Annotated in this window: 20 protein-coding genes and 2 pseudogenes; 12 read left to right on the top strand and 10 right to left on the bottom strand. The window is 40.7% G+C overall.

Going from position 1 to position 23,762, the window contains the following annotated elements; all coding sequences use genetic code 11:
• Positions 1–271 precede the first annotated feature (271 nt).
• Complete coding sequence (locus CALSC_RS18495; RefSeq protein WP_088242763.1) at positions 272–688, top strand: hypothetical protein; 417 nt, start codon at positions 272–274, stop codon at positions 686–688.
• Positions 689–1,008: 320 nt separating this feature from the next.
• Here CALSC_RS18495 and psbH read toward each other — a convergent pair whose 3' ends face one another.
• Positions 1,009–1,197 (bottom strand): photosystem II reaction center phosphoprotein PsbH, encoded by a 189-nt coding sequence (gene psbH, locus CALSC_RS18490; RefSeq protein WP_088242762.1) that lies wholly within the window; start codon positions 1,195–1,197, stop codon positions 1,009–1,011.
• Between the two features lie 95 nt (positions 1,198–1,292).
• Between psbH and psbN the strand changes: the two genes are divergently transcribed.
• A complete protein-coding gene (gene psbN / locus CALSC_RS18485; RefSeq protein WP_088242761.1) occupies positions 1,293–1,424 on the top strand; it encodes a photosystem II reaction center protein PsbN in 132 nt (43 codons plus the stop codon).
• A gap of 205 nt (positions 1,425–1,629) precedes the next feature.
• Here the strand turns inward: psbN and CALSC_RS18480 are convergent, their stop codons facing one another.
• Positions 1,630–4,977, bottom strand: a complete 3,348-nt coding sequence (locus CALSC_RS18480) for an alpha-mannosidase (protein ID WP_088242760.1) — start codon at positions 4,975–4,977, stop codon at positions 1,630–1,632.
• A 320-nt stretch (positions 4,978–5,297) separates the two neighbouring features.
• Between CALSC_RS18480 and CALSC_RS18475 the strand changes: the two genes are divergently transcribed.
• Positions 5,298–6,410 (top strand): hypothetical protein, encoded by a 1,113-nt coding sequence (locus CALSC_RS18475; RefSeq protein ID WP_088242759.1) that lies wholly within the window; start codon positions 5,298–5,300, stop codon positions 6,408–6,410.
• A gap of 79 nt (positions 6,411–6,489) precedes the next feature.
• Here CALSC_RS18475 and CALSC_RS18470 read toward each other — a convergent pair whose 3' ends face one another.
• On the bottom strand, positions 6,490–6,729 hold the full coding sequence (locus CALSC_RS18470) for a TIGR02450 family Trp-rich protein (RefSeq protein ID WP_088242758.1): 240 nt from the start codon (positions 6,727–6,729) through the stop codon (positions 6,490–6,492).
• A 284-nt stretch (positions 6,730–7,013) separates the two neighbouring features.
• On the opposite strand from CALSC_RS18470, the gene CALSC_RS18465 reads away from it, so the two are divergent.
• The 7 genes and pseudogenes from CALSC_RS18465 (at position 7,014) to CALSC_RS18440 (ending at position 13,661) form a co-directional block, all read left to right on the top strand.
• Positions 7,014–7,997 carry a hypothetical protein gene (locus CALSC_RS18465; RefSeq protein ID WP_088242757.1) on the top strand — a complete coding sequence of 328 codons (984 nt, stop codon included), beginning with the start codon at positions 7,014–7,016 and terminating at the stop codon, positions 7,995–7,997.
• Positions 7,982–8,908 carry an AAA family ATPase gene (locus CALSC_RS18460; RefSeq protein WP_088242756.1) on the top strand — a complete coding sequence of 309 codons (927 nt, stop codon included), beginning with the start codon at positions 7,982–7,984 and terminating at the stop codon, positions 8,906–8,908. Before CALSC_RS18465 ends, CALSC_RS18460 begins: the two co-directional genes overlap by 16 nt.
• Before the next feature lie 43 nt (positions 8,909–8,951).
• Positions 8,952–10,463 carry a hypothetical protein gene (locus CALSC_RS18455; protein ID WP_235006847.1) on the top strand — a complete coding sequence of 504 codons (1,512 nt, stop codon included), beginning with the start codon at positions 8,952–8,954 and terminating at the stop codon, positions 10,461–10,463.
• Positions 10,460–12,070, top strand: a complete 1,611-nt coding sequence (locus tag CALSC_RS18450; protein ID WP_088242755.1) for a formylglycine-generating enzyme family protein — start codon at positions 10,460–10,462, stop codon at positions 12,068–12,070. Before CALSC_RS18455 ends, CALSC_RS18450 begins: the two co-directional genes overlap by 4 nt.
• A 441-nt stretch (positions 12,071–12,511) precedes the next feature.
• Positions 12,512–12,631: pseudogene (locus tag CALSC_RS26010) on the top strand (Uma2 family endonuclease); the annotation flags it as partial.
• A 100-nt stretch (positions 12,632–12,731) separates the two neighbouring features.
• Positions 12,732–12,866 carry a hypothetical protein gene (locus CALSC_RS27910; protein ID WP_268807223.1) on the top strand — a complete coding sequence of 45 codons (135 nt, stop codon included), beginning with the start codon at positions 12,732–12,734 and terminating at the stop codon, positions 12,864–12,866.
• A 99-nt stretch (positions 12,867–12,965) separates the two neighbouring features.
• Positions 12,966–13,661: a CHAT domain-containing protein gene (locus CALSC_RS18440; protein WP_235006846.1), complete on the top strand. Its 696-nt coding sequence runs from the start codon at positions 12,966–12,968 to the stop codon at positions 13,659–13,661.
• 701 nt (positions 13,662–14,362) lie between these two features.
• Here the strand turns inward: CALSC_RS18440 and leuS are convergent.
• Positions 14,363–16,927, bottom strand: coding sequence for a leucine--tRNA ligase (gene leuS, locus CALSC_RS18435; protein WP_200817683.1), 2,565 nt, complete (start codon positions 16,925–16,927; stop codon positions 14,363–14,365).
• Positions 16,928–17,012: 85 nt separating this feature from the next.
• Between leuS and CALSC_RS18430 the strand changes: the two genes are divergently transcribed.
• Complete coding sequence (locus CALSC_RS18430; protein ID WP_088242752.1) at positions 17,013–17,453, top strand: gamma-glutamylcyclotransferase family protein; 441 nt, start codon at positions 17,013–17,015, stop codon at positions 17,451–17,453.
• A 39-nt stretch (positions 17,454–17,492) separates the two neighbouring features.
• Here the strand turns inward: CALSC_RS18430 and CALSC_RS18425 are convergent, their stop codons facing one another.
• From CALSC_RS18425 to CALSC_RS27585, 3 genes are all read right to left on the bottom strand, one after another.
• Positions 17,493–18,092: an anti-sigma factor family protein gene (locus tag CALSC_RS18425; RefSeq protein WP_088242751.1), complete on the bottom strand. Its 600-nt coding sequence runs from the start codon at positions 18,090–18,092 to the stop codon at positions 17,493–17,495.
• 155 nt (positions 18,093–18,247) lie between these two features.
• On the bottom strand, positions 18,248–18,904 hold the full coding sequence (locus CALSC_RS18420) for a sigma-70 family RNA polymerase sigma factor (RefSeq protein ID WP_088242750.1): 657 nt from the start codon (positions 18,902–18,904) through the stop codon (positions 18,248–18,250).
• Between the two features lie 639 nt (positions 18,905–19,543).
• Positions 19,544–19,696: a hypothetical protein gene (locus CALSC_RS27585; RefSeq protein ID WP_235006845.1), complete on the bottom strand. Its 153-nt coding sequence runs from the start codon at positions 19,694–19,696 to the stop codon at positions 19,544–19,546.
• A 636-nt stretch (positions 19,697–20,332) separates the two neighbouring features.
• Between CALSC_RS27585 and CALSC_RS18415 the strand changes: the two genes are divergently transcribed.
• Positions 20,333–20,962: a L,D-transpeptidase gene (locus tag CALSC_RS18415; RefSeq protein WP_088242749.1), complete on the top strand. Its 630-nt coding sequence runs from the start codon at positions 20,333–20,335 to the stop codon at positions 20,960–20,962.
• Between the two features lie 109 nt (positions 20,963–21,071).
• On the opposite strand, the gene CALSC_RS18410 is transcribed toward CALSC_RS18415, so the two are convergent.
• The 3 genes and pseudogenes from CALSC_RS18410 to CALSC_RS27580 form a co-directional block, all read right to left on the bottom strand.
• Positions 21,072–21,623 (bottom strand): late competence development ComFB family protein, encoded by a 552-nt coding sequence (locus tag CALSC_RS18410; protein ID WP_235006844.1) that lies wholly within the window; start codon positions 21,621–21,623, stop codon positions 21,072–21,074.
• Positions 21,624–21,708: 85 nt separating this feature from the next.
• On the bottom strand, positions 21,709–22,644 hold the full coding sequence (locus CALSC_RS18405) for a M23 family metallopeptidase (protein WP_088242748.1): 936 nt from the start codon (positions 22,642–22,644) through the stop codon (positions 21,709–21,711).
• Between the two features lie 443 nt (positions 22,645–23,087).
• Positions 23,088–23,762, bottom strand: a pseudogene (locus tag CALSC_RS27580) (M50 family metallopeptidase); the annotation flags it as partial.

Raw genomic sequence — 23,762 nt, 5'->3', positions numbered from 1 at the left:
GAATCTCCGGTTATTAGTAATTTTGGGACAAGCGATCGCTCAGTGCTAGTTGGGTCAGTTCTGCTAAATTCAGAAGAATATACTGTATGTGACGAATTTTATTTTGTCCCTGTTTTTCACAGCAATGTAACGCGAAAATAAGGGTTTATTAGTGCTTATTAATAGACAGTTAATATAGTGTCTTTTTTTGTTAGTAAAAATACGAAAACGAGATGCTTCGCATGGAAGACATTCATAGACAAAGACGCATCAAATAAAAGGGTCAAATCTTATGAATATCAAAGCTATTGCCTTAGTATCTATCCTCGGTTTAGGAACTCCTGCAATTACAGATGTTTCTCTCAATCCTAAAACTGCATCGGCAATGCCTACAGATTTTAATCGCCCAACAGGAGCTTTCATGAATGCAAATCAGCAATGGGTTATTTGGCTGAAATTAGATGAATTTGGTGCTTATACATATCAGGGTCTAAATAGGAAAAATGGTTCTTCTCTGGAATTGAAAAATCCTACAATCTCAGGTAACAAACAACGTTATACTTATACCTTTAGAAATAATAATTACAATTACATCATTGCCCATCAGCCACAAGATCCTGACTTTATCCGTCTCACAGTCGTCAATCCCCAAGGACGTACAATCTTAAATCAACTCATGGAAAAGAAAGGGAATGATTGGGATGTCTAGAAATCAGTAATATTAGACAAATATTTATACATTACCTTATTAGTATATCAGTGCTTTGTGCCATTTCATTAAATCCATTGTCAATGTAGTTTTAGAACTTTGGACTTAGACCGTAAACGTATTTGTCTAGATCTGTCTACCTTTGGGTAGCTTTATCTAGATATTTATGGACGGTGTTTACTCAAGGGAGTGATGTGGAGCAGGAACCCATTATATCCTGTGTCCACATGTGTACCAGAGGAGAGTTGAAAAAACCCGGACAAGCCGGGTTATAGAATAAATATATTTAGGTAAGCTAATTAATGCTATTTACCCAAACTCTACCAACCTACAGGTACACCATCAAGTATGAGTGACTTGTTATAGATTTGTAGAATAATCAACAGAAAAACAAAGAATAAAAGCATAAAAGTTCCCATGAGTGTGGTTGTACCCCAACCAGGAGAGACTTTACCATATTCAGAATTTAGGGGTCTGAGGATATCTCCTAACCAAGTCCTTTGTGCCATATTTCACCTTAAGACTAATTACCAAAGCATTTTGTAATCTTCTGTAATATTCTATAAGAATACTACTCATAATCAATTTTTTTATTATGGAAAATATGGAACCCGCAACAGTTCTTAGCATTTCTGTCTGTGCCGTCTTGATCGTAGTCACTGTACTATCCATCTATACGTCTTTTGGACCCCCGTCTAAGGAACTGAGTGATCCTTTTGAGGATCATGAAGATTAGGAAGGAGTGATGGAGTGATGGAGTTATGGAGGGAAGGAAATCAATTTCTCGGTTTTTTCTGCTCTCCAAATATCTTTATCTTTCAATTAGGGTTTGTGGAATAACTATAAAATATTGATTTATCAATGCTTTTAGGCTGTTTTCTCTGAAGAAAGTGTAAAAAAATAGGGGATGAAACTATTCCCCATTCCCCACTCCCTACTCCCTACTCCAGGTTAAAGCTGGCTATTTTCCCAGGTTTGATTGTGATACTTTGCCTTGCTGGTAAATTTTCTGGCTCAGATAAAGAACGCTCTAACAAATCTACAGAATTAACTATGCTCAGTCCCAAATCGCTCTGCAAACTCAATTCTGCTGTTTCTCCTTGGCATTCGTAGCAACGCAGAATCCATTGCTGGCTATTTTCTTCTGCTTGCTTAAATGCCATCAAAATTAAATTGTCTGCTGATAAATCCAATAATTTAGCTATGGGGGATAAAGTCCTTTTATCCTTTGGCTGGGACAAAGTCGAATCAGCATCAAATCTGGGATTGATCACTGTTTGCAATGGTACATTCAACTCATAACCTCGTCTAACGGTTTGGGCTGTTTGCCAATTACCAGCATGGGGATATATGGCATAGGTAAATTCATGGCTACCTTTGTCTGCTTCAAAATCCGGCCAATTTGGACTTCTTAACAAGGTTAGTCTGAGTTGATTGGGATGGCTGTCATAACCATATTTACAATCGTTGATTAGGCTGACACCATAATCGGTTGGGATTTCCGATAGGGATTGTCTGTCTTCTGCAGTCAAGTCTGCCCATCGTAAAGCTGGTACTTCCCACTTGGCTTTTTCTTCTGGGGTTTGAGGTTTGGTAGAACGGCGAATGGTTCCGCAGGGAATTTCATAGGTGGCAAATTCTGCTTGGATATTCAAGGGAAATGCTGCTTTGACTAAAACTTGGGATTCTTGCCAATCAACGGTTGTAGCAATTTTTAAAATGGGTGATGCAGATTGCAGGATGTAATCGCAGCTAAAATCTGATTTACCTATTGTTCTTATGACTCTGATTCGAGTTTGTACACAACCCCTTTCCAATACTTCAATGGATTGTAGTGCTGCTGATGGTAGGGGATTGTTTTGATAGTGTGGGTCTATGTTCCATGCATCCCAGTATTGTCCGCTATCTTGAAATGCCTGTAGTTGGTTACCTCCTGGATTGGTAATTATTTCCCTTTGATTAACTTTGTCAAATACACTTGCTAAGTTCCCCGTTTCCTCGTCAACGATCGCTCGCAAATATTCATTTTCTAAGGTCAACATAGGAACAGAAATTTCTGCTTGCGTTGATAATTCTAATTTGGTATTTTTATAATACGGGTTTGTATTGTCTGTTTTTATTTCTAGGGGAGATAGCCAAAAAAGATGGTATCCCACAGCAGGAATGTTTTTTGCTAAAAATAATAGTTTGCCACCCGCTCCTATTTGAGTTGGTTGAGGTTGTCCAGAGGTATCAAGAATTTGCCACTCTGTTTGGGTTGCTGGAATTTCAGGTAAGGAAACAGCAACTACCTCAGAACGCTGCCAATTGAGAGCATTGAAAACGACTACAGGAAAACTATTGGGGTGTGGTGGTTCTGGGAAACTAATTTGAGATGCGATCGCACTTAAAGATTGTTGTAAAATTTCTATACCAACCTGCTCCACTTGTTGCCATTCTGGTAAGGCATCTTGGTAAACTTCGGTGATGGAGGAGCCAGGAAGAATATCATGAAATTGTTGAAATAATACTTGTTTCCAAGCTGTTTCTAGTTCTGCCTTGGGGTATGTGATACCACTGGTAATGGTGGCGAAGGAAGCAAATAATTCCGCTTGATATAAAAGATTTTCACATTTTCGATTCCAGCGTTTTTGGTCTGCATGGCTGGTGTAGCATCCGCGATGGAATTCTAGGTATAACTCGTCGTCCCATGTGGGGAGAGTGGGGAGTGAAGGAGTGAGGGAGTGAGGGAGTGGGGGAGTGGGAGAGTGGGAGAGTGAAGGAGTGGGAGAGTGGGAGAGTGAAGGAGTGAGGAGAGATTTGTTTTCTTTGCCGTTTGTATTCGTGAGAATATTTTGGGTTGGTGTTATTTGTCGTAAATATTTTTCGGCGGTGGTAAATTCTATGGGTGGTAAATAAGCAGAGTTTTGCCAACGGCGGGCAATTTCTAACATATCACGGGTAGGCCCACCGCCATGATCCCCTACACCTGCTAGCCACAGGGATGATTTTAATCCTGTTTGAGTCTGCCATTCACAGTCATATGCTGCCATTTTCACAGGATCAATACCTTCACCAATGGGAGCAGACATGAGACTCAATACTTGACTACCATCAGGCGATCGCCACCAGAAAAATCCGTGGGGAAATCTGTTAGTATCATTCCAGCGCAGTTTTTGGGTGACAAAATATTCCACCCCTCCCTGCTGAAGAAATTGGGGTAAAGTCCAACAAAAGCCAAAACTATCGGGTACCCATACCACCGTGGATAGTTTGCCGAATTTTTCCATCCCATAGCGTTGTCCGTAAAGTAATTGACGAACAATAGATTCCCCAGAGATTAAATTCAAATCTGGTTCTATCCAAAAACTACCTACTACTTCCCAAATACCGGCTTTGATAGCAGCCTGAATCCGCGCAAATAAATCGGGACGATGTTTTTCTACCCATGCATAAAGAGCCGGGGTAGAATGGCAAAACATCAGCTCTGGGAAGTCTTTTTGTAGTTGTAGTACTGACTCAAAAGTATTTTCGGCTGCTTTCCAAGTTTCACTTACCCGCCATAACCATGCCATGTCTAAATGTGCATGACCCAAAAGATAGATTTTTGATTGGGGATGGAAAATTTTTCCTTGGATTAAGCGATCGCGTAGTAAAGTTAATGAGCGATCGATTTCTGCGGTTGATGAACCTGCACCATCCATCTCCTTTACAATTGTGGCTAAAATATATAACTTTTCTGGTGCAAATGTTTCCAGATACTGTTTGAGTACCGCCAGCTCATCAGCTACAAACCCTGGTTCAGGGAGATTATTGTCAGTAGATTCATAAACTAAATGGGAACTGAACAAAGCTCCATCACAATGTCCTGGACTTACCAAGCGCAGGGTGACAGTAAATTCATCCCCTGGATTCACCCCTTTACTAAGTAACACCCTGGGGGAAAAATCAAATAAATCTCCCTCGGCTGCTAACTCTCCATTGACATAGACTTGGGCATTTTCCGCCCACCAAACCAAAGCCAAGCGTACAGATAAACCAGTTAGCTGATAACCATGTAAATTAGAGGGAATGACTATATTTTGCCCCAACCAGATAACTTTTCTGCCCCCAGCCCAAGCAATATTTCCCTTGGCATTAAGTTGAGATAGATTCCAACTAGCAACATTAGCTGCTGTAATATGAGTAATTTCTAAATCATCTGCACAACATCGCCAACCAGAGGAAATATCAGCCTGGTTGTAAGAGTGTAACCTTTCAATGGCATCTGAGATAATTTGCGTATGTGCTGGTGATACCGGGATATTCATTTCAGTTACCAGTTATCAGTTATCAGTTAGCCTCCTGCGGAGGAGCTGCGCTAACAGTTTCTCCCAGAGACTTGGGTATGGAATTTATTTTTTCCAGATACGGATTACTTTTGGGGATTATTTTCGCTAAAATCAGATTCTAATCCTGATGTATTTTGATTTTTTAGATCAATATTGCACTCACAGAATCAAAAATACTTTAACATCTTGACTTTACTAGGTGTTAAAACTTAATTTATTGATTGCTAGATTTACCAATTTTTCTGATTGTGTAGCGGGAGTCTCACACACAAACAACATCTGCATCAGAACCCACTACCATGCCTTTCACCGACTCCGAACGATATCAAAGCCGACTGTTTAACTTTTTTCATCAGCAAAAACGACGTTGGAGTGAAAAAATTCAACGTACTGCTCGTCATGTTAAAGTTAACGCCAATTGGTCCCTAGAGGCACTACTGCATTCCGCCGTGCTAATGATGCGGAAAGTTATTGAGTCCCGTGGGAAAAGACTGAAGCCAGGAAAAAATCCAGATAACTCATCAGTTACTCCAGAATACACTGAGATTCAAAAACAGGAATTAATTGATACTCAAGGGAATCTCAATCCATCACTCCCTAGCTCTGCTGAAAATGAAGAAATTGGAATTGAGACACAAATAGTACCTAGCCCCAAAGGAGCGATCGCATTTTTTGACACAGCGATCGCAAAATTTGAATCCAACGCTTTAGTACCAGTCTCTCAAGCTAGCGGAGGATTCTTAGCATTGATACAAACCCAGTTCAAAATCTTTGTTTATGGTGAACAAGCAGCAAATACGGCTGAAAAAGACCAAAAAAATGAATTACAAAAATTAATTGTCACTGCACTGAACTTTTTATTTGATCGCAATCAAAATAATACAGGTCGATTACGTATAAATACTATCGAAGAAATACCTTCCACTTCTCTTCCCTCCCCAAAATCTTCACCCCCAAACCTAGAAAGTCAGGAAATTGCAGATCCGTGGCTTACCCTCAGTGATTTATTTGGTGATTCCCAGGAAACAACAGCAGAGGAAGAAAAAGCAGAAACAAGTAGTGATGTTCCTAGGACATCAAAAAATCCTCCGCAAAATTGGCTGAAACGCTACCAGCAGTTTTTACAACAGCCACAACCAGATAGTGAATTAGTCAACCAGCAACCACCAAGCGTCAATATAACCGCCACAACAACAGCAGAAAATGACACCTCCTCCTTATCTGAGCTAAATACCACAAACAACCAACTCGAAACCAACCCAGACTTTATAGACACCCAAGCCAAAATAGTTGGTTATGCTCAACACCCCCTAGAGAGAGTTTTACAATGGTTAGATAACGGTATGTTGTGGTTGGAAGAAAAAATTGTCACAGTATTTAATTTTATCCAGGGTTTATGGCGGAGAAAATAAATATATAACTGTTAATCTTAATCCTTGACAGAATTTATACGAATATGTTGAATCAGTGAAATCAGTGTAATCCCTATAATCAGTGATCTTCAATTGATTGTAGTGGTTGCCAACCTGCTTGCCATTGAGAACAATCATTCAATAATTTAGCATTCATCCAGAAACGCACCTGGGAGTCACAAGCAGAAACCATTTCCGCATATACCCACTTTCCTTGATTTTTGCGGTTAACGACTTGAAAATGTCGCCATCCATCTACTTTTTGCTGTGCTGTCCATTTAGAACCCAACAAGTGGGGAAATTTTTGCTTTTTTGGCATTACCCAATTTTATTACTCAAATTTGTTATGGTCATACAATTTTAGATTTTAAAATTAAACTACATATTATTTCTATACTTTCGAGGTATTGACAAAATACATTATGCTTTTAACTTGTCACAAATGATGTGAGAGAAGTTGAGAAATTATAGGTGATATACTGAGATTAAATTACTGAAACAAAGAAAATCAACATAAAAACTAGTTACTTATACGCAGAAAGACAGGAATTTCCCATTGTGATATTGTAGCTAAACACTATTCCCCCTCCGTCACAAATCCACATGAACAAAGGTGAGGAACTGCAAAAACTACTGGATTTGCTAGAAGAAAAGATAATGTGCTTGCGAGTAGCTAAGGTTACTGAGACAGATGCTTTAGCTATTTTTAAAGTGGAAAAGCAGATTCAGGAAGCAGAAGCAGAACGGGATCTTATAAAACAAGAAATTGATAATCAAAATACATCAACTGCTAGTTGTGATTTATACCATGCATTATTAAAACTTGGTTATCGTCAACAAGTACTATCATTTAAAAAATTTCTCAAAGCCCAATCAATTAAAGCTTTCCTAATTCAGGGCTTGCCAGATTACGGACAACGTTGGTTACTAAATAGATTAATAACTCAGCATATTCGCTATGGCACTACAGGTAAGATGATACGAGTTCAACTCGATCGCATCGGACGCAGAAGGGATATTAGTGCTTTATGGCGAGAACTTGCTGGTAGAGTGGGTTTAGTCGGAAAACAACACACACCTTCAGAGATTGTTGAGCGAGTTTATGGATGGTGGCAAACTCAAAATGTGATCCTAGTTTTTCATGATGTCGATTGTATGCCACAGGAGTATTTACAAGAGCTAATTCAGGATTTTTGGCTACCATTGGCAAATCAAGCGCGAGAGGTTATATCTGAAACACAAAATTACCAGCTACTGATGTTTTTGGTCGATTATGAAGGTCGTGTGGGTACACAAAATAACTTATTTGTGGAAAAACTGGAGCCAACCTGGGAACCGAAAATTCCGATTAAATTACCATCGATTACTCAATTTTGCGATCGCACATTAACTAATTGGATTGAGACAATAGAGATGGAATTTGATACATTGCCCCTTGTAGAAGCGATTAATGATACGGAGGATGAACTAGTCCGGGAAATATTAGATAATAGTGAGAATGGGATACCAGAATTAGCAATGTCAGAAATTTGTCACCTATGCGGCTGCAATTGGTATGAAGAGAAGGACAGATGGCTGAAATACTGAGTCACAAACAACTTGAATATACTGGCAAGGTGCAGCCTCAGTGGGGAGAACGAGATGCCAATGGGCAGTTATTGTATCCTTATTTACCCTATGAAGAACTAATAGAAGCTGTAAACCTGGCTATTTACCTAGAACGTCCTTTACTACTCAAAGGTGAACCGGGATGTGGCAAAACCAGGTTGGCGGGTGCTGTAGCTTATGAATTGGGTTTGCCATTTCAACCTTGGTATATCAAGTCTACCAGTCAAGCAAAGGATGGTTTGTATACCTATGATGCGGTGACTCGCTTGCGGGATGCCCAACTTGCCGCCGCAGGGCGGATAATTAAAGATGAGGATATACCTCGTATTAGCAATCCCGCTACCTACGTACAATGGGGACCACTGGGACGTGCTTTTCAGAACAGTCAGCGCACGGTGGTGCTGATAGATGAAATTGATAAAGCGGACATTGACTTTCCCAATGATTTGTTATTGGAACTTGACCAGCAAAAGTTTATTGTTGAGGAAACTGGAGAGGAAATTCCCGCAAAAGCAGCACCGATAGTTTTTATTACCAGCAATGACGAAAAGGATTTACCAGATGCATTCTTGCGGCGATGCTTGTTTCACTACGTGGAATTTCCCAGTCCTGAACGGTTGATAGAAATTATTAATGTTCATTTCCCTAATTCCCAGCAGCAGTTAGTAGCTCAAGCTGTGATTCGCTTTTTGAAGCTGCGGGAAGAAATGGGGAGAGATAAGGGGGAAATGGAGAAGAAGGTAAGCACCAGTGAGTTAATTGATTGGTTTCGGGTTTTGCGGAGGTATCCAGAAGATGAGGTTTTGGCAAAATTGGATGGTAAATTGCCCTATGCTGGGGTGTTGTTGAAGAGTTGGCAAGATCATGTACGTTATTTGAAGAGCTCTTAAACTCTTTAATAGGGGAAAAAGTTGGAGGAGTCATAAACTAGTCATGCAAATGAATGAACTACCTCTACAGGAACTCTTCACCAGGCTACGGGAAGCAGGTTTAGTACTGGGTATTGATGAATATCAGTTACTTTTGCAGTCTTTGCAAGGTGGTTTTGGGATTGCTGATAAAGTTACATTGAAACGTTTGTGTCAGACTTTATGGGTTAAGTCTGCTGAGGGGAAAGCCGTATTAGAGTATCACTTTGAACAAGTGATGGGTAGTGAGGCTGTTGTTTCAACCTCGGAAACAAACAGCAATACTTTTGTCCCAATTCCAGAGGTGAAAAGTGAGTCCGTTGTTCAAATTTCAGAAGTAAAGAGTAAGACTGCTGTACCAACCGAGGAAAAATTGCCTAAGCAATCTGGTCATTATAAAAGTTCTCAGATTATTACCTACGTAACTCTGAGTATTCTAGGAGTTGGCATTGTCTGGGGTATTGTACTCAGCCAACAACAGCAAACATCGACACAAAAACCAACACCAACACCAACACCAACTCACATAACAAAGCCGAAGCAAGAAGGAACTCAATCAAATTTGATTATTTGGAGTTTGCTATCAGTCGCAGCATTGAGTACTGGATATCTAATTTTTCGATGGATAGCTAAGCGCAACGCCGAACAGTACAATGATTACAAAAACTTTGCTCCGAAAGATTCAACTCCGAGTGACCTCGCTCCTGCTCTAGCTTCAGAAAGGATGACTCAACAGCCTGTTGGAGATAATACCTTTGTTGAGGAAGCAACTCCAAATCTGCCTGCTTCTCGTGTAACCTCAAAATTAATACAGACAAGAGAAGATGAGATACAAGTAGTTAAATCAGTATTGCGAGCTACCAATAAGCATTTAACCAGGGATTTTTTTCCTATTACCCAAAGACAAATGAAGCAGATGTGGCGCTACTTACGCCGTCCAGTACGTGAGGGAAAAGCTACAGAGTTGGATGTGGAAGCCACGGTCAACCAAATTGGACACAAAGGTATATTGCTGGAACCTGTGTTAGTTCCACCGCGAGTAAACCGGGCAGAATTGCTGTTACTAATTGACCAGGATGGCTCAATGGTTCCTTTTCATACCCTATCACATCGATTGGCAGAAACAGCCTTGCGAGGGGGTCGTTTGGGCAGTGCTGGGATTTACTATTTTCACAATTGCCCTGTTGAATATCTCTACCGTGACCCCTATCATCAGCAAGGGGAATTAGTCAGCGATATTGTTACCCATGTTTGCTCTGAGCAGACGGCTGTGTTAATTTTCAGTGATGCTGGTGCTGCCCGTAGGGGCTATAGTGAGGAACGTTACAAATTAACTAAGGAATTTCTTGCTCAGTTGCAACAACAGGTACGTTATATTGCTTGGCTAAATCCCATGCCGAGAAAGCGGTGGTTTGGTACAACAGCAGATAAAATTGTCCGCCTCGTCCCCATGTTTGAAGTCAGTCGAGCAGGTTTGCAGGATGCTATTAGTGTGCTGCGCGGACGACCTACAAATTTTGAAGGGCGCGGAAAATGAGCAAAATCAGACCTAAAGTTGCCCAAGGACGTATCGAATCTTTTACAAAATGCTTTGGAGAACCCCATCTGTATTTAGCTTATCACGCTGCTTTTCCCTTAGCACTGACACCAGATTTGTTGTATGGTTTGTGGGCTAATTTCCAGAAGGATATTCACGGTGAAGTGCTGGGCATCCCTTGGATAGGGGTAGCGGATTTGTTACTTTCAGGTCTATGTGATGAAGTGGGGCATGAACTTTATGAGATGGATTTGGCAGTGCGAAATGAACTGCTAGGGAAATTGCAGTCAGATGAACACTTCGGGAAACAGCGAATTAATCAACTGTCAGACTTTTTGCTGGAATATGTCCAGAAGCAGCTTCAGAGTCATGATCCTGACATTCAAGATTTTGCCAAAACTCAGCAATGGATAGCTTTAGCATACACCCAACCTAGTAAGGCAGCTCGTGAACTCGCATTGGCATTCTCGGAATTAGATGAGCAGGAATCAGCAGAATTGCTGCGAATGGCATCATTGACGGAAACATTTGCAGAACCATTAGCTGAATTCCAACCCCTACTAATTTACGCCCGTGGGATGGGGAAGTTTGCCCGTGGTAATTTGTCAGCTGCAAAAGCTGAGTTTGGGGAAGTGCTGAAAGGAAGAAAGCAGATACAGGTTGAAGGAGTCAGTTTACCTGTACCCGAACAGATAAAGCCAAATCAAAGTGAGGTTTTTCAGGCTTTAGGTTTAAAAACCTTTTCATTTGAAACTGTCACTGTTGATGCACGGGGAAACATCACCAACCACCGCAACTGTGAAGCAAAATACTTTGTGGAAGACTTGGGCAATGGTGTCACCTTGGAGATGGTACAGATACCAGAGGGAACTTTTACAATGGGTTCACCGAAAGGAAAGCCAACAAGAAAATTATTAGGATTTACGGTGAGTTCAGAGGGTAGGGAAGAAGGACGAAGTAACTATGAAAGCCCCCAACATACTGTTACCATTCAACCTTTCTTCATGGGGAGGTATGTAGTTACCCAAGAGCAATATAAGGCAATTATGGGTAAAAATCATTCCTATTTAAAAGAGGAAAAGCGACCTGTGGAACGAGTATCTTGGAATGATGCAGTGAAATTTTGTCAAAAGCTGAGTCAAAAGACAGGACGTACCTATAGGTTACCCAGCGAAGCAGAATGGGAATATGCCTGTCGTGCTGGAACTACTACACCCTTTTACTTTGGCGAGACTATTACCACTGATTTAGTTAACTACAACGGAAATTATACTTACGCTTCTGCACCAAAAGGAATTTTTCGGAAAGAGGCAACAGAAGTAGGAAAATTCCCACCCAATGCTTTTGGTTTATATGATATGCATGGGAATTTGTGGGAGTGGTGTCAAGATACTTGGCATCGTAATTACAATGGCGCACCTACAGATGGTAGTGCATGGATTGATAATGATAATATTTATCCAATTCTGCGGGGCGGCTCCTGGTTCGGCAATCCTAAGATTTGCCGCTCGGCGTACCGCGACGACGTCGTTAGGGCGTGGCGCGACGACCTCTTCAGCCTTATTGGTTTTCGTGTGGTCTGCGCGTTCGGGAGGACTATTAAGTAGCCCTTTATACTTTTTTCTTTTACCCTTTACACTTCTTTACTTTTTCCTCTTCCGCCTTCGGCAGAAAAAATTTTTTTCAAAAATAGGGCACAGAGTTGGTAGGGGCACGGCATCCACAATCTTCACCCAGATGCGATTGGCTGAATATCGCCGTGCCCACAACTCATTGTTGACCCAGGTGGAATATTCATATTCAGGGCACGGCGTGCTTCATATTTTTGGCAAACCGGCTATGTTGTCGATGCCGTGCCCCTACAGGATCATTTATTTTTTGGTGTTCCCTTAATTACGAATTACGAATTACGAATTAATCAAAATCCCCATCAACAACTCCAAATCAGTGGGCACCCGATACAACATCAAATGCTGAGTTACCACCCGTTGCGATCATGACGGGCGTTACAATAAACCCATAAAACCCTCACAGTCTCATCCCCAACTATGTCCCTCGCCAAAGAAGTAGACACTCCCCAAAACATCACCCAAGATGTTATTTTTCCCCCAGCAGGTGATTTATATAGCGATGAACCCCCCTTGGAAACAGAACTGCATCTAGCAGAATATGCCCAAGAGAGAGCAGAAAGATTGGCTGCGAAGTTAAGAGAATTAAATATTGATCCAGATACAATTTAGGGATTTTCAAGGCTTGATAAAATAACAAATGTCCTCACAGCAACAACTCAACGAACTACAAAAACTTTCTAATTTACTAGAAGAAAAGATAATTCGTCTGCGAACAGCTAAAGCGATCGCAACAAATGCAGCAGTTATTTTCCAACTAAGTAGGTTGGCGTAAAAAATTATCGTTTGGATAAGGCAGGGGGCAGGGAGCAGGGAGCAGGGGGAACAAGGGTTTTAGGCTTATTTACTATTCTTCACATAGTTTGGTTTTATTGTGCCGACTTACTTAGAAAAACAAATTCAGGAAGCCGAAGCAGAACGGGATAAAACTACCCAGGAAATTGCACAATTAAATCAACAACAGCCATCAGAATATCAGCAACAGTTAGTCAAGGATAGTTCAGATGTCAAAACAATTTTAATTTTGGCAGCAAATCCTCAAAATACTTCCAGACTAAGGCTAGAAGAAGAAATTCGAGAAATTGACGAAGCATTGCGACGTGCTAACAAGCGGGATCAATTCAAACTAGAGATGAAGTTAGCGGTGCGTCACCAAGACTTCTACCGCGCAATGCTAGATACTCACCCCCAAATAGTTCATTTCTGCGGACATGGTGAAGGGGAAAATGGTATTTTTCTAGAAGATGAAACAGGACAAACAGCTTTTGTGCAAACAGGTACTTTGTCAAGTCTGTTTAAGCTGTTCGCTAAGAAGGGATTAGACTGTGTAGTGCTCAATGCTTGTTACTCAGAGGTGCAAGCAGAGGCTATTAGCCAACATATTAATTATGTAATTGGCATGAATTGGGCAATTGGAGATCAAGCAGCAATTAATTTCTCTATTGCATTTTACGATGCTTTAGCAGCTGGGGAAGATGTGGAATTTGCTTTTGAGCTAGGCTGCTCCCAGCTGATTGATTTAAAAGAAAATCAAACCCCCATACTCAAAAGACTTGCTCACCAAAAATGACAGCTCATACCAAGTTGCTTTCAAAGATAGTATTTTGTCATTGCGACGGTCGCAGAGCGGAAGGAAATAATCTCACCAACTAGAACTACTACAACAGAATGTAACTTAACCTCAGTTCGGGTTAAGGAGCTTTATTTCACTTTGAGAGGATGATTAATGCCTGAAACAACGCAAACACGTTTATGAAGACCAAAATCAGGTAACGATATAATCAGGGTTTGAGCTTATCCCGAACTCAGGTTAACTTAGTATCAAACAAGTACCAGCATGTTCTTATACCATCTTGGTTATGTAGTCAAGAGCGAGATTTACGTAAATTAAGATACATTGAATACTCTCTTCTACTCGGTTATACGAGTGTCAGTTTATAAACTGTCACTCACCAGATTCCCCGAACAATTGTAAAAACGATATTCTTGATCTGTGCAAGGAGTGATACCACTTCACAACCTGTTTGTTACTGATTATTTTCGTAATCCCTATAAAACTCAGGTATTGCGGATTTCAAATGTTGCATCAAACTAGTGGATTGGTGTTCTTTTTTACGGAAGAGTGCTTGGGTGCAAGAAAAGCTTCAAGTGCTTTTTCGTGTTCTTTATGAGTCATTGCTCAAAAATTACTGGTATTGTGTCACTAGTCATTGATAGTTGACTAGTGACGGTAAATCTTATCACCGAGTATGTGGGTACGGTGGAATAATTTTACCCGATGACAAAATTAACTAGCTTCCCAGGTACAACAATCACCTTTTTAATTTCCTTACCTTCGATATAACGTTGGGCAACCTCAGATTCCCGAGCATATTTTTCCAAGGTGGCTTTATCATTGCTGGAGGGGACTTGAATCGCACCGCGAGTTTTACCCATAATTTGAATTACCAAGGTAATCTCATCAGCAACTAATGCCTCTGGTTCGTAATTCAGCCAATTTTGACTGTGAACAGAATTGGTGTTACCCAACATATGCCACAATTCATCGGTTATATGGGGAGCAAAGGGTGCTAGCAACAATACCAAAGTCCGAATACCTTCTGCATATACTGGTGAATCTTTGCATTTAGCATCGGTGATGGCGTTACTTAATTTCATCAACTCGGAAATGGCAGTGTTAAATTGATAGTCGCCCTCTAAATCTTCGCTGACTTCTTTAATTGCAGTGTGAATAGCTCTGCGTAAATCCTTTTCAATTTTGGATTGGGGATTTTGGGATTGTTTTTTTGGTGATGATGGTTGTTGACTAGCAAAATCCGTTACTAATCGCCATACTCGGTTTAAAAAGCGGAATTGCCCTTCAACATCCGCATCTTCCCATTCCAAGTCCTTCTCTGGGGGTGCTTTAAACAGGATAAACATCCGGGCTGTATCTACACCATATTTACCCAAAACTTCCTCTGGCTCGATGCCATTATATTTAGATTTGGACATCTTTTCATAGAAAACCTTCAATTCTTCCCCAGTATCGGGATCCACTGGATTTTTGGGATCAACTTTTTTCGAGGGAATATACTTGTCAGTTGTAGTATTTTTGTAAGTTAAACCCTGTACCATACCTTGAGTTAACAACCGTTGAAAGGGTTCATCAAAGTTGAATAAACCCCTATCTCGCAATACTTTAGTAAAGAAGCGAGAATACAACAGATGCAAAATCGCGTGTTCGATTCCCCCCACATATTGATCCACTGGCAACCAATCATTTACCTTATCAGAATCAAATACCTGTTGATCATTTTCAGCATCGGCATAGCGCAAGAAATACCAGGAAGAATCAATAAAGGTATCCATTGTGTCGGTTTCTCGCTTGGCTGGAGTCCCACAACTAGGACAAGGTACATTCAGCCAACTTTCTAGCTGGGTTAAGGGAGAAGTTCCTCGCCCAGTAAATTCCACATTTTCTGGCAATTGTACGGGTAAATCAGCATCGGGAACGGGAACCGAGCCACAATTAGGACAATGAATAATGGGAATTGGCGCTCCCCAATATCTTTGTCGGGAAATCAACCAATCCCGCAAGCGATATTGTACCCGTGCTTTACCAAAATCTTGCCGCTGGGCAAATTCAATTATGGCTTGCTTCCCATCACCAGAAGCCATGCCATCAAACTGCTGGGAATTTACCATAATTCCTGGTTCGGTGTAAGCAGCAGTTAATTCCACCGATGGATCACCATCTTCAGGGATAATCACCACCCGAATCGGTAAATTCTGTTCCTGGGCAAATTTGAAATCCCTGGTGTCGTGGGCGGGTACACCCATCACTGCACCTGTACCATACTCATACAGTACATAATCAGCAATCCAAATGGGAATTTCCTCACCGGTAAAGGGATTAATTGCCTTACCACCAGTAGGAATACCCCGCTTGGGTTTATCCTCGGCTGTTCGTTCTAATTCACTTTCATTAGTCACCTCTTGGACAAAGGCTTCTACAGTTGCTTTTCTATCTGCTGTGGTGACTTGTGCTGTCAAAGGATGTTCTGGTGCCAACACCACATAACTAACCCCATAAACTGTATCTGGGCGAGTAGTATAAACCCCAATTTTCTCATCCATCCCCACAACGGGAAATTCCAAATATGCCCCAGTGGATTTACCAATCCAATTTGCCTGCATCAACTTCACCCTCTCAGGCCATCCCGGCAATTTGTCAAGGTCAGTTAATAATTCTTCAGCATAATCAGTAATCTTGAGGAACCATTGCCGCAATAGTTTCCGCTCCACCTTCGCACCGGAACGGAAACCCCTGCCTTCACTATCAACTTGTTCATTTGCCAAGACAGTCTGGTCAACAGGATCCCAGTTAACAGCAGCCTCTTTTTGGTAAGCTAAACCTGCGGCATAAAATTGCAAGAATATCCACTGAGTCCACTTGTAATAGTCTGGAGAACAGGTAGCAACTTCCTTGTCCCAATCTATGGACAAACCCAGACGCTTTAATTGCTGCCGCATCTGGTCGATATTTTGATACGTCCATTTTGCTGGAGGTATTCCTCTGTCAATGGCAGCATTTTCTGCAGGTAAACCAAAAGCGTCCCATCCCATTGGATGTAGCACCCGATAACCTTGCATACGTTTGAGGCGGGCAATGACATCGGTTATTGTATAATTACGGACATGCCCCATGTGTAGGCTGCCTGATGGGTAGGGGAACATGGAAAGGGCATAGAATTTAGGCTTTTGATTATCTATAGGGGTTTTATCTAAGCCTTGTTCAGTCCATGCTTGTTGCCATTTTTCCTCAATTTCTGCTGGGTTGTATCGGGAATCCACCGAAAATACTCCTACTAGAACTGTAATCTTGTCTGCCCCAATATTGTAGATGCTAGGCAGAGAAAACAGTTGCTCAAAAAAACTGATGAATGAATTAAAAGCAAAATTTTCTAGTCAGCTACAGGTGTTTGTTTACGGCACCCTTAAGCCAGGAGAAGCATATCATCAACAATACTGCGCGAATAAATTAGTCAGCGCCCAACAAGCCATCGCCTATGGTAAATTGTTTTCTTTACCTGCGGGCTATCCAGCAATGACTGTGGGAGATAACCTAGTATACGGCTATCTCTTAGAATTTAGTGATGCCAATGTTTTATCCGACCTAGATATCCTTGAGGGCTATCACCCCTCTCGACAAAAAAACAATAACCTGTATAATCAAGAGCAAGTTGAAATATTCGACTTACAAAGAAAAAAACAGGCAGAAGCTTGGATATATTTAATGACCAGGCACAAGGTTGAGCAATTAGGAGGAAAAACCCAAGACGATGGATGGTGGAGCGGAATTGGAATAACGCCACCATAGCAATAGGGTAATTCTGTTAGTGGTACATGATCACCTCAATTAATGAATCATGTCACTATTTAAGTAGGTTCGGATTGGCTTGACCTTTGCCCCATTTCTAGGTCGTAATCTTTTGATTGCCTTGGGAATGGGGAAAATCGGGTCATTGATCGCCACCTTCAGGGAAGAGGGTGGTTTTGGAATTGTTTGCGCTTGTGGTTGTTCTGTCGGTTTTTGGTTCGCTATTTGGGGAATAGATGATTCGCCACTAATTAATCCAGTAATAGCAGTGATTGCACAAGCAGCGACTCCACCGATAATAGCGAAACGTTTCCGTCGTATACGGGCAAAAACCTTGTTTACCGTTTCTTCTGAACTTTCTGACCTTGATACTGGTAAGTTATGGATACCTTGCCTAATTTTCAGTAATCGGGCATATAAACCCTGTACTGTTGAATCCTCTGCAAGCCATTTTTCGACTTGCTTACGTTCGACGGCAGTAACTTCTCCGTCTAGATAAGCACTCAATAACTCGAAGCGATCGCGCTTTGACCTATCCATAACACCGGTTAATTCATTGGTATGTGTAGTATTTCTGTCTGCCATATCTTGATGGTTTTGACAGGAGGAGCGATTGTGAAATTGAGAATCAGTAGTCATATTAACATTATTACCAATTCTTACACGGGTAAGACAGGGGAAAAACCGGGAATTCGATCAAATTTTTTGAATGGCAGAAGCACTCTAGATTTATTTAACTTATATTTCATTAATGTGACACAATCTGCCATGAAACTAAAACCATATACAAGAAACTATGCATCTAAATAATTTTGCAATTGGCTTTGTAATCTGGATCTAGCCCTAGCAATCCTTGATTTGACCGTTCCCAGAGAAACACCAGTAATTTCGGCAATTTCTTCATATGCCAAACCTTCGATTTCTCTTAGAACTATTGTAGTACGGAATACTTCTGGTAGATCTGCTATTGCTTCTCTCAATTGCTCATAAAATTCTCTAGTAGTAAGTGCTTCTTCTGGACCGGGAGTATCTCCAGCGATTTCCCAATCCATTTCACCATCATCTACCGTCCGAGGAGCATCTAAAGATAAAGGACTAGCAACTCGCTTGCGTTTGCGTAACTCATCGTAGAACAAGTTAGTAGCAATGCGACTTAACCAGCCTCTAAACTTAGCAGGCTCTTGTAATCGGTTAATATTTCGATATACACGAATCCAAACTTCTTGAGCTAGGTCAGCTCTATCTGACCAATCAGGAGCGAGGTGATATAGCACTCGATCCACTTGAGATTGATAGCGGCGCAATAGTTCTGCAAATGCAGCACGATCCGGGCGCAGTCCCACTTGACAGCGCAAAATCAGGTCGTGGTTAGAAATTGTGTCAACTTGCACCGATGCTTCCGGAAGTCTGGCATCAAACGTTGACCAGGATACAGTAATCGATTGACTCATAGATCGTACTGGCTTTAAAAGATCCCTTTTTATTAGACATGTTTATCACCCAGAAGTTCCTGATATAAGTGACGGATTTTCGACTGTAACATTTAACTATACTTTGACCCCCATAATCAATCTCCACATTCCCCTCTAGTCTTGACACAGAGGCATTTAATTATTCTCACCTCAATATAGGAAAGAAAATTTATGACAGCAATATCACTTTGATGTGTGCAGTAAATCAAACTGTACACCTAATCTTGACAGCTTCAATCAAAATCATGAGTTTGTGACAGAAATAGCCATAATTTCATCATGCCAATGTTTTTGGATGTAACTAAATCTATCTAGGCAAAATGAAAATCCCTAAGAAAAACTTTATACATCAGAGTCTTTCTTAGGGTGAAAAATTACCCATCACATTTACGAATGATATCTATAAACGATACATTGCTTTAATTTTTCTGAAAGCAGTAATAAATAACTAATCCTTATTACTGCATATAAATGTTGAGTATTATTAGCTTGTCCAACTAATTTAATCTTAATTTAGGCATTAATCTTCAGTTATGAAGATAATCAGAAAATCAAATAATTAAGATTAGTAACATGGCTAAATATGAAGAAAATCTGTATTTTTGCCAATTCTGGATTTTACTTATCTTTTCTTAATACTAAAAGAGTTGGGGCGTTTTCTGTATTTTGACGGTAATTAACCCCGTTATTGTCAGGATTAGGCTCTTTTATCTGTAACAGAAGATTCAGCGAAAATGTAATTGTGACTGCCAGTAATAATTTTTCCAGCATAGTTTTTCTCCCACCCACACACACATATTAAATGATTGCTCTTGCAGCTCTGAAAGTTCCAGAAAATCAAAATTAATTATCCAAGGGTTTACGAACATTACCCATGAATAGCTATAATCCCTATTTATAGTGTGCATTAGAAATAGAGTAAATAAATAAGGGAATGACAAAAATTGTGTAAATTTTCAGTGAGGAGATAATACAAGCCTATAAAAAAGTTACCCTATAAGCGTCTCCACCGATAATAGTGTACAGTAATCTAATTATCAAACAAACAAGTTAATAACTAGTACAGTTGGACGAAAATAAACATACTATTTATGAAATACCAAAGCTCGAAACAATAATACTTTTGACTTTTGATTCCTTGGGAGTTCACCCTTCCGATATACTCCGCCTGGGGGAATATCCTCTGACAAGAGGCACACCAGTCCTCTGTAACGGGAAAGCTCTACGGGTTGCGCCATTTGACTGCAGTTGCTTTATGCCGGCGAACCCTTCCACCGCAATGGCTTACCGTCTACCTCAATGGCTTACCGTCTACAATGTTGGCTGACTTTTGACTTTTGACTTCCGCGCAGAGGTACTAGATATTTAACTATTGAACATTTTGGGGATAAATAATAGAAAAAACCGATGGGAAAAAGTGAATTTGTAGCACGAATAGTAATGTGGCTTTGTTTTGCCACATCTGCTTTATCTCTAGCTGTACATTGGCGGCTGAATAATTCCATGAAAGCTGATGCTCATTCTCAGGTACCAATGAGCAAAAAAGTACAACTCTCATCCTCTCAAGCAAAACCAAAACAGCAATTTTTTCTGAGCCATAACTCCCAAGCAACAGGAAAACAGAATTCATCCCGGAACCTACAAGGAGCAAAGCCCAATCTGGTTGTTGATCTAAGCGATCGCCGGGTTTATGTATATCGTCAAAGTACTGTGGTTGCTAGCTATCCTATTGGTGTGGGTAAAAAGGGTTGGGAGACACCGACAGGAGCATTTCAAGTGATGCATATGCAACACAATCCTGCATGGCGACATCCGATTACAGGACAAGTATTTCCAGCTGGTCCCAACAGCCCATTAGGATTACGATGGATTGGTTTTTGGACGGATGGACATAGCCACATAGGGTTTCATGGCACACCAAATGCAGATGTGGTCGGAAATCCTGTTTCTCACGGCTGTTTAAGAATGCGTAATTCTGATGTTGTTTCGCTATATAATCATGTAGCTTTGGGAACAAAAGTAGAAGTAAAGCAATAATCAACTAATTTATTCTTAGCTGATTATAGAAGACATTAGGCAGACATAAATGCAAGGAAGCGAAGAACATCATGCTACCTAAGCTACCAATGCTCAATGGCTATAATCACTATTGGGATGTTTGCTCAAAATTACGAGCATGAGCCTGGAGCAATGAACTAACTTGGCTAAGAACTCCATCCCCTTTATTTTTACCCAAAGCTTGGCGTTCGGGGAAAAATTGTGGGCGATCTAGGTGACGGGAAATCGCCTCAACTACTTGGCTACCAATTAACTCACTGAGTTCATCTTTAGCCCGTTGACGTTGATAGTTAGCACCTTCTTCTGTGGTGGCATATAAAGGTGGTAGACGATTGAGAGCATAAGCAGCAATATCCCCTATATCTATGTTGGTTTCGCTTGTTGCTTCAATTTCTGCCACCCTGGCGATCGCTTCTGTCAAGACTAATTCTTCCATCACATTAATAAACTGTTTGCGAGGTACTGCAATTACCTCACCAGTTAATAATGCTCCCATAAGTCTATCGAGAGCCATATACTCTTCTAGGGATAGTTCAGATGCATTATCACAAATGCGTCCAACTTCTGTTTCCATAGATGGTGTCAAATAACCATCCTGAAGAGCTTGTTCAACAATTTTTTCTATACTCATAACATTCATTTTTTTTAGCCACCCAAGTGAGGTATAGACTGTACTAATCGAATTTATTGTGCCCAATCAGAAGCAAATAATAAACAAAAGTCGATTATTTTACTCCATCAAAACGCCAAGGAACTGGATCAACGGCTTGACCGTTGACATATAAACCCCAGTGTAAATGGGGACCAGTAGAAGCGCCAGTAGAACCAACCCCGCCAATTAATTGACCAGCTTTGACAATATCACCTTCTTTGACGTTAATACGTTTAAGGTGCAGAAAAATACTGACCACCCCATGACCGTGATCTAGACCAACAGTATTACCGTGAACTCGAAAACCTTGGGATACTTTTCCCACTAAAACTACCCTACCAGCAGCTGGAGCAATTATTGGTGAACCTGATCTCGCGGCATAATCAACCCCACGATGATAATAGTTTTTGGCGAATTTGCCATTGTAGTAACGACGTACACCATAAATTGTACTCACCCTCCCCCTACTTGGTCTTAGGAAAGAACCATTCCAAAATTTCTGGGGAGTTTTTAAGGCTTTTAATTCCCTAACTCGTTTGAGTTCATAGGCTGTAGCACGTAACCCGGCTTTGTTACCTCTGAGGGTGATACGCTGCACGGAGAATCTGCGCCAGCCTACTTGTACTAACAAATTTCGCTGTTCTCCACCAGCCATCACTCGAATGGTTCTTTTCCCTGATCGCTGCAAAGGTGTTGTAGGAATAAATACTCTATAAGTATTGGGAGCTATTTTAAAGGCTGGGTAAGTTTTACCCCCTTGAGTGACTCGAGGAACGCTACTACTGCTAGAACTGTCCACATTAATGATTGCTGAGAGTGTATCCCCTAATTTGGGATTCGGGGGGTTTATTTGTACTTGCAATGCATTAGCTGATGCTCCTAAAGCTATGAGTGTAGTAGTAAAGATACTAGTCAAGAAAGTAGTTGCACTACATTTAACAATACATTCTGGCAAAGCAAAACTATGGGACTTATTTGTAAAATTAATAGTATCAACCTGAGTATTCATAATAGCGGCGAGAAACCCTAGTATAGAATTTATACTTGCATGATATTTTTGAACCAACTTGATAGTTGATTGATTTTAACATTTGATTATTTCGCATTGTAATCTATCTTCATATAAAGATGATAAATGTCAAAAAAAATACTTTTTAGATATGTAGCATAACCTCTCGGAGATTATCACATATTTACACAAATAAGTTTAAGTAATTTTAACGTGAGGGAATAATGGCTCATTTTTTTAATTCCATCCGATTGTCGACAAATGGCTAATGATTCAAGTCATTCCCTCATGTACTTTTGTACTTTTGTACACAACCAAGAATATATAGCCCTATGGGCATTAAAGAAAAGTGCAGCTTGAAGCGAAGCATCATAAATACCTCTTCTCTATGTCTCAACCCTCAACACCTAACCTCTATTTTCTAGCTAAGTCTTGATTGTTCATTAGTCAGCATGGCTATGGTATGCGATACGGAGACTTTGTACCAAAATCACCAAAGACGCGATCGCCATCAATCCTCCCCAAAACCAATAAGGTAAGAACAATTGATTTTGAATTTGGGCAGTATCGGATAAACCAAGGGATCCAGCATTGGGACTAAATAAATAATTCAGTTGGTGGTATGTACTAATACAAGCTTGTACGCCCAGAAACTGTACGACAAACCCTTGTAAGTAGATCGGCGTAAAAAATTATCGTTTGGATAAGGCAGGGGGCAGGGAGCAGGGAGCAGGGGGAACAAGGATTTTAGGCTTATTTACTTTTCTTCACATAGTTTGGTTTTATTGTGCCGACTTACTTATCCATTTGGAAGCCTTGAGGGAAATACCTAGAATAATTAAACCCAGCAAACTAATTGCGACTATGCCAAATAGCGATCGCACCCAAACTAGGACTGAAAATAGGAGAAAACTGCCTAAAATTTTCAAGCACAAAGAAGCTGTCGCAAAGCTGCGAGAAGCCAAAATTAATCCAGCACCAGCAATGGGTGGTCCCATAGGTCCTGCTGCTGCAACCAAAGCTCTACCAATAAAATCTAAATATAGTCTGCCACTATGAACAGCAACTCCAGAACCATTGCCATAAATTTCTAATTTATGGAAATTTCCTCCCAAGAT

This window comes from Calothrix rhizosoleniae SC01 (assembly GCF_900185595.1).
In the GTDB taxonomy this organism is placed as follows: Bacteria; Cyanobacteriota; Cyanobacteriia; order Cyanobacteriales; family Nostocaceae; genus Calothrix_A; species Calothrix_A rhizosoleniae.
This window is presented reverse-complemented; position numbering and strand designations above follow the sequence as displayed.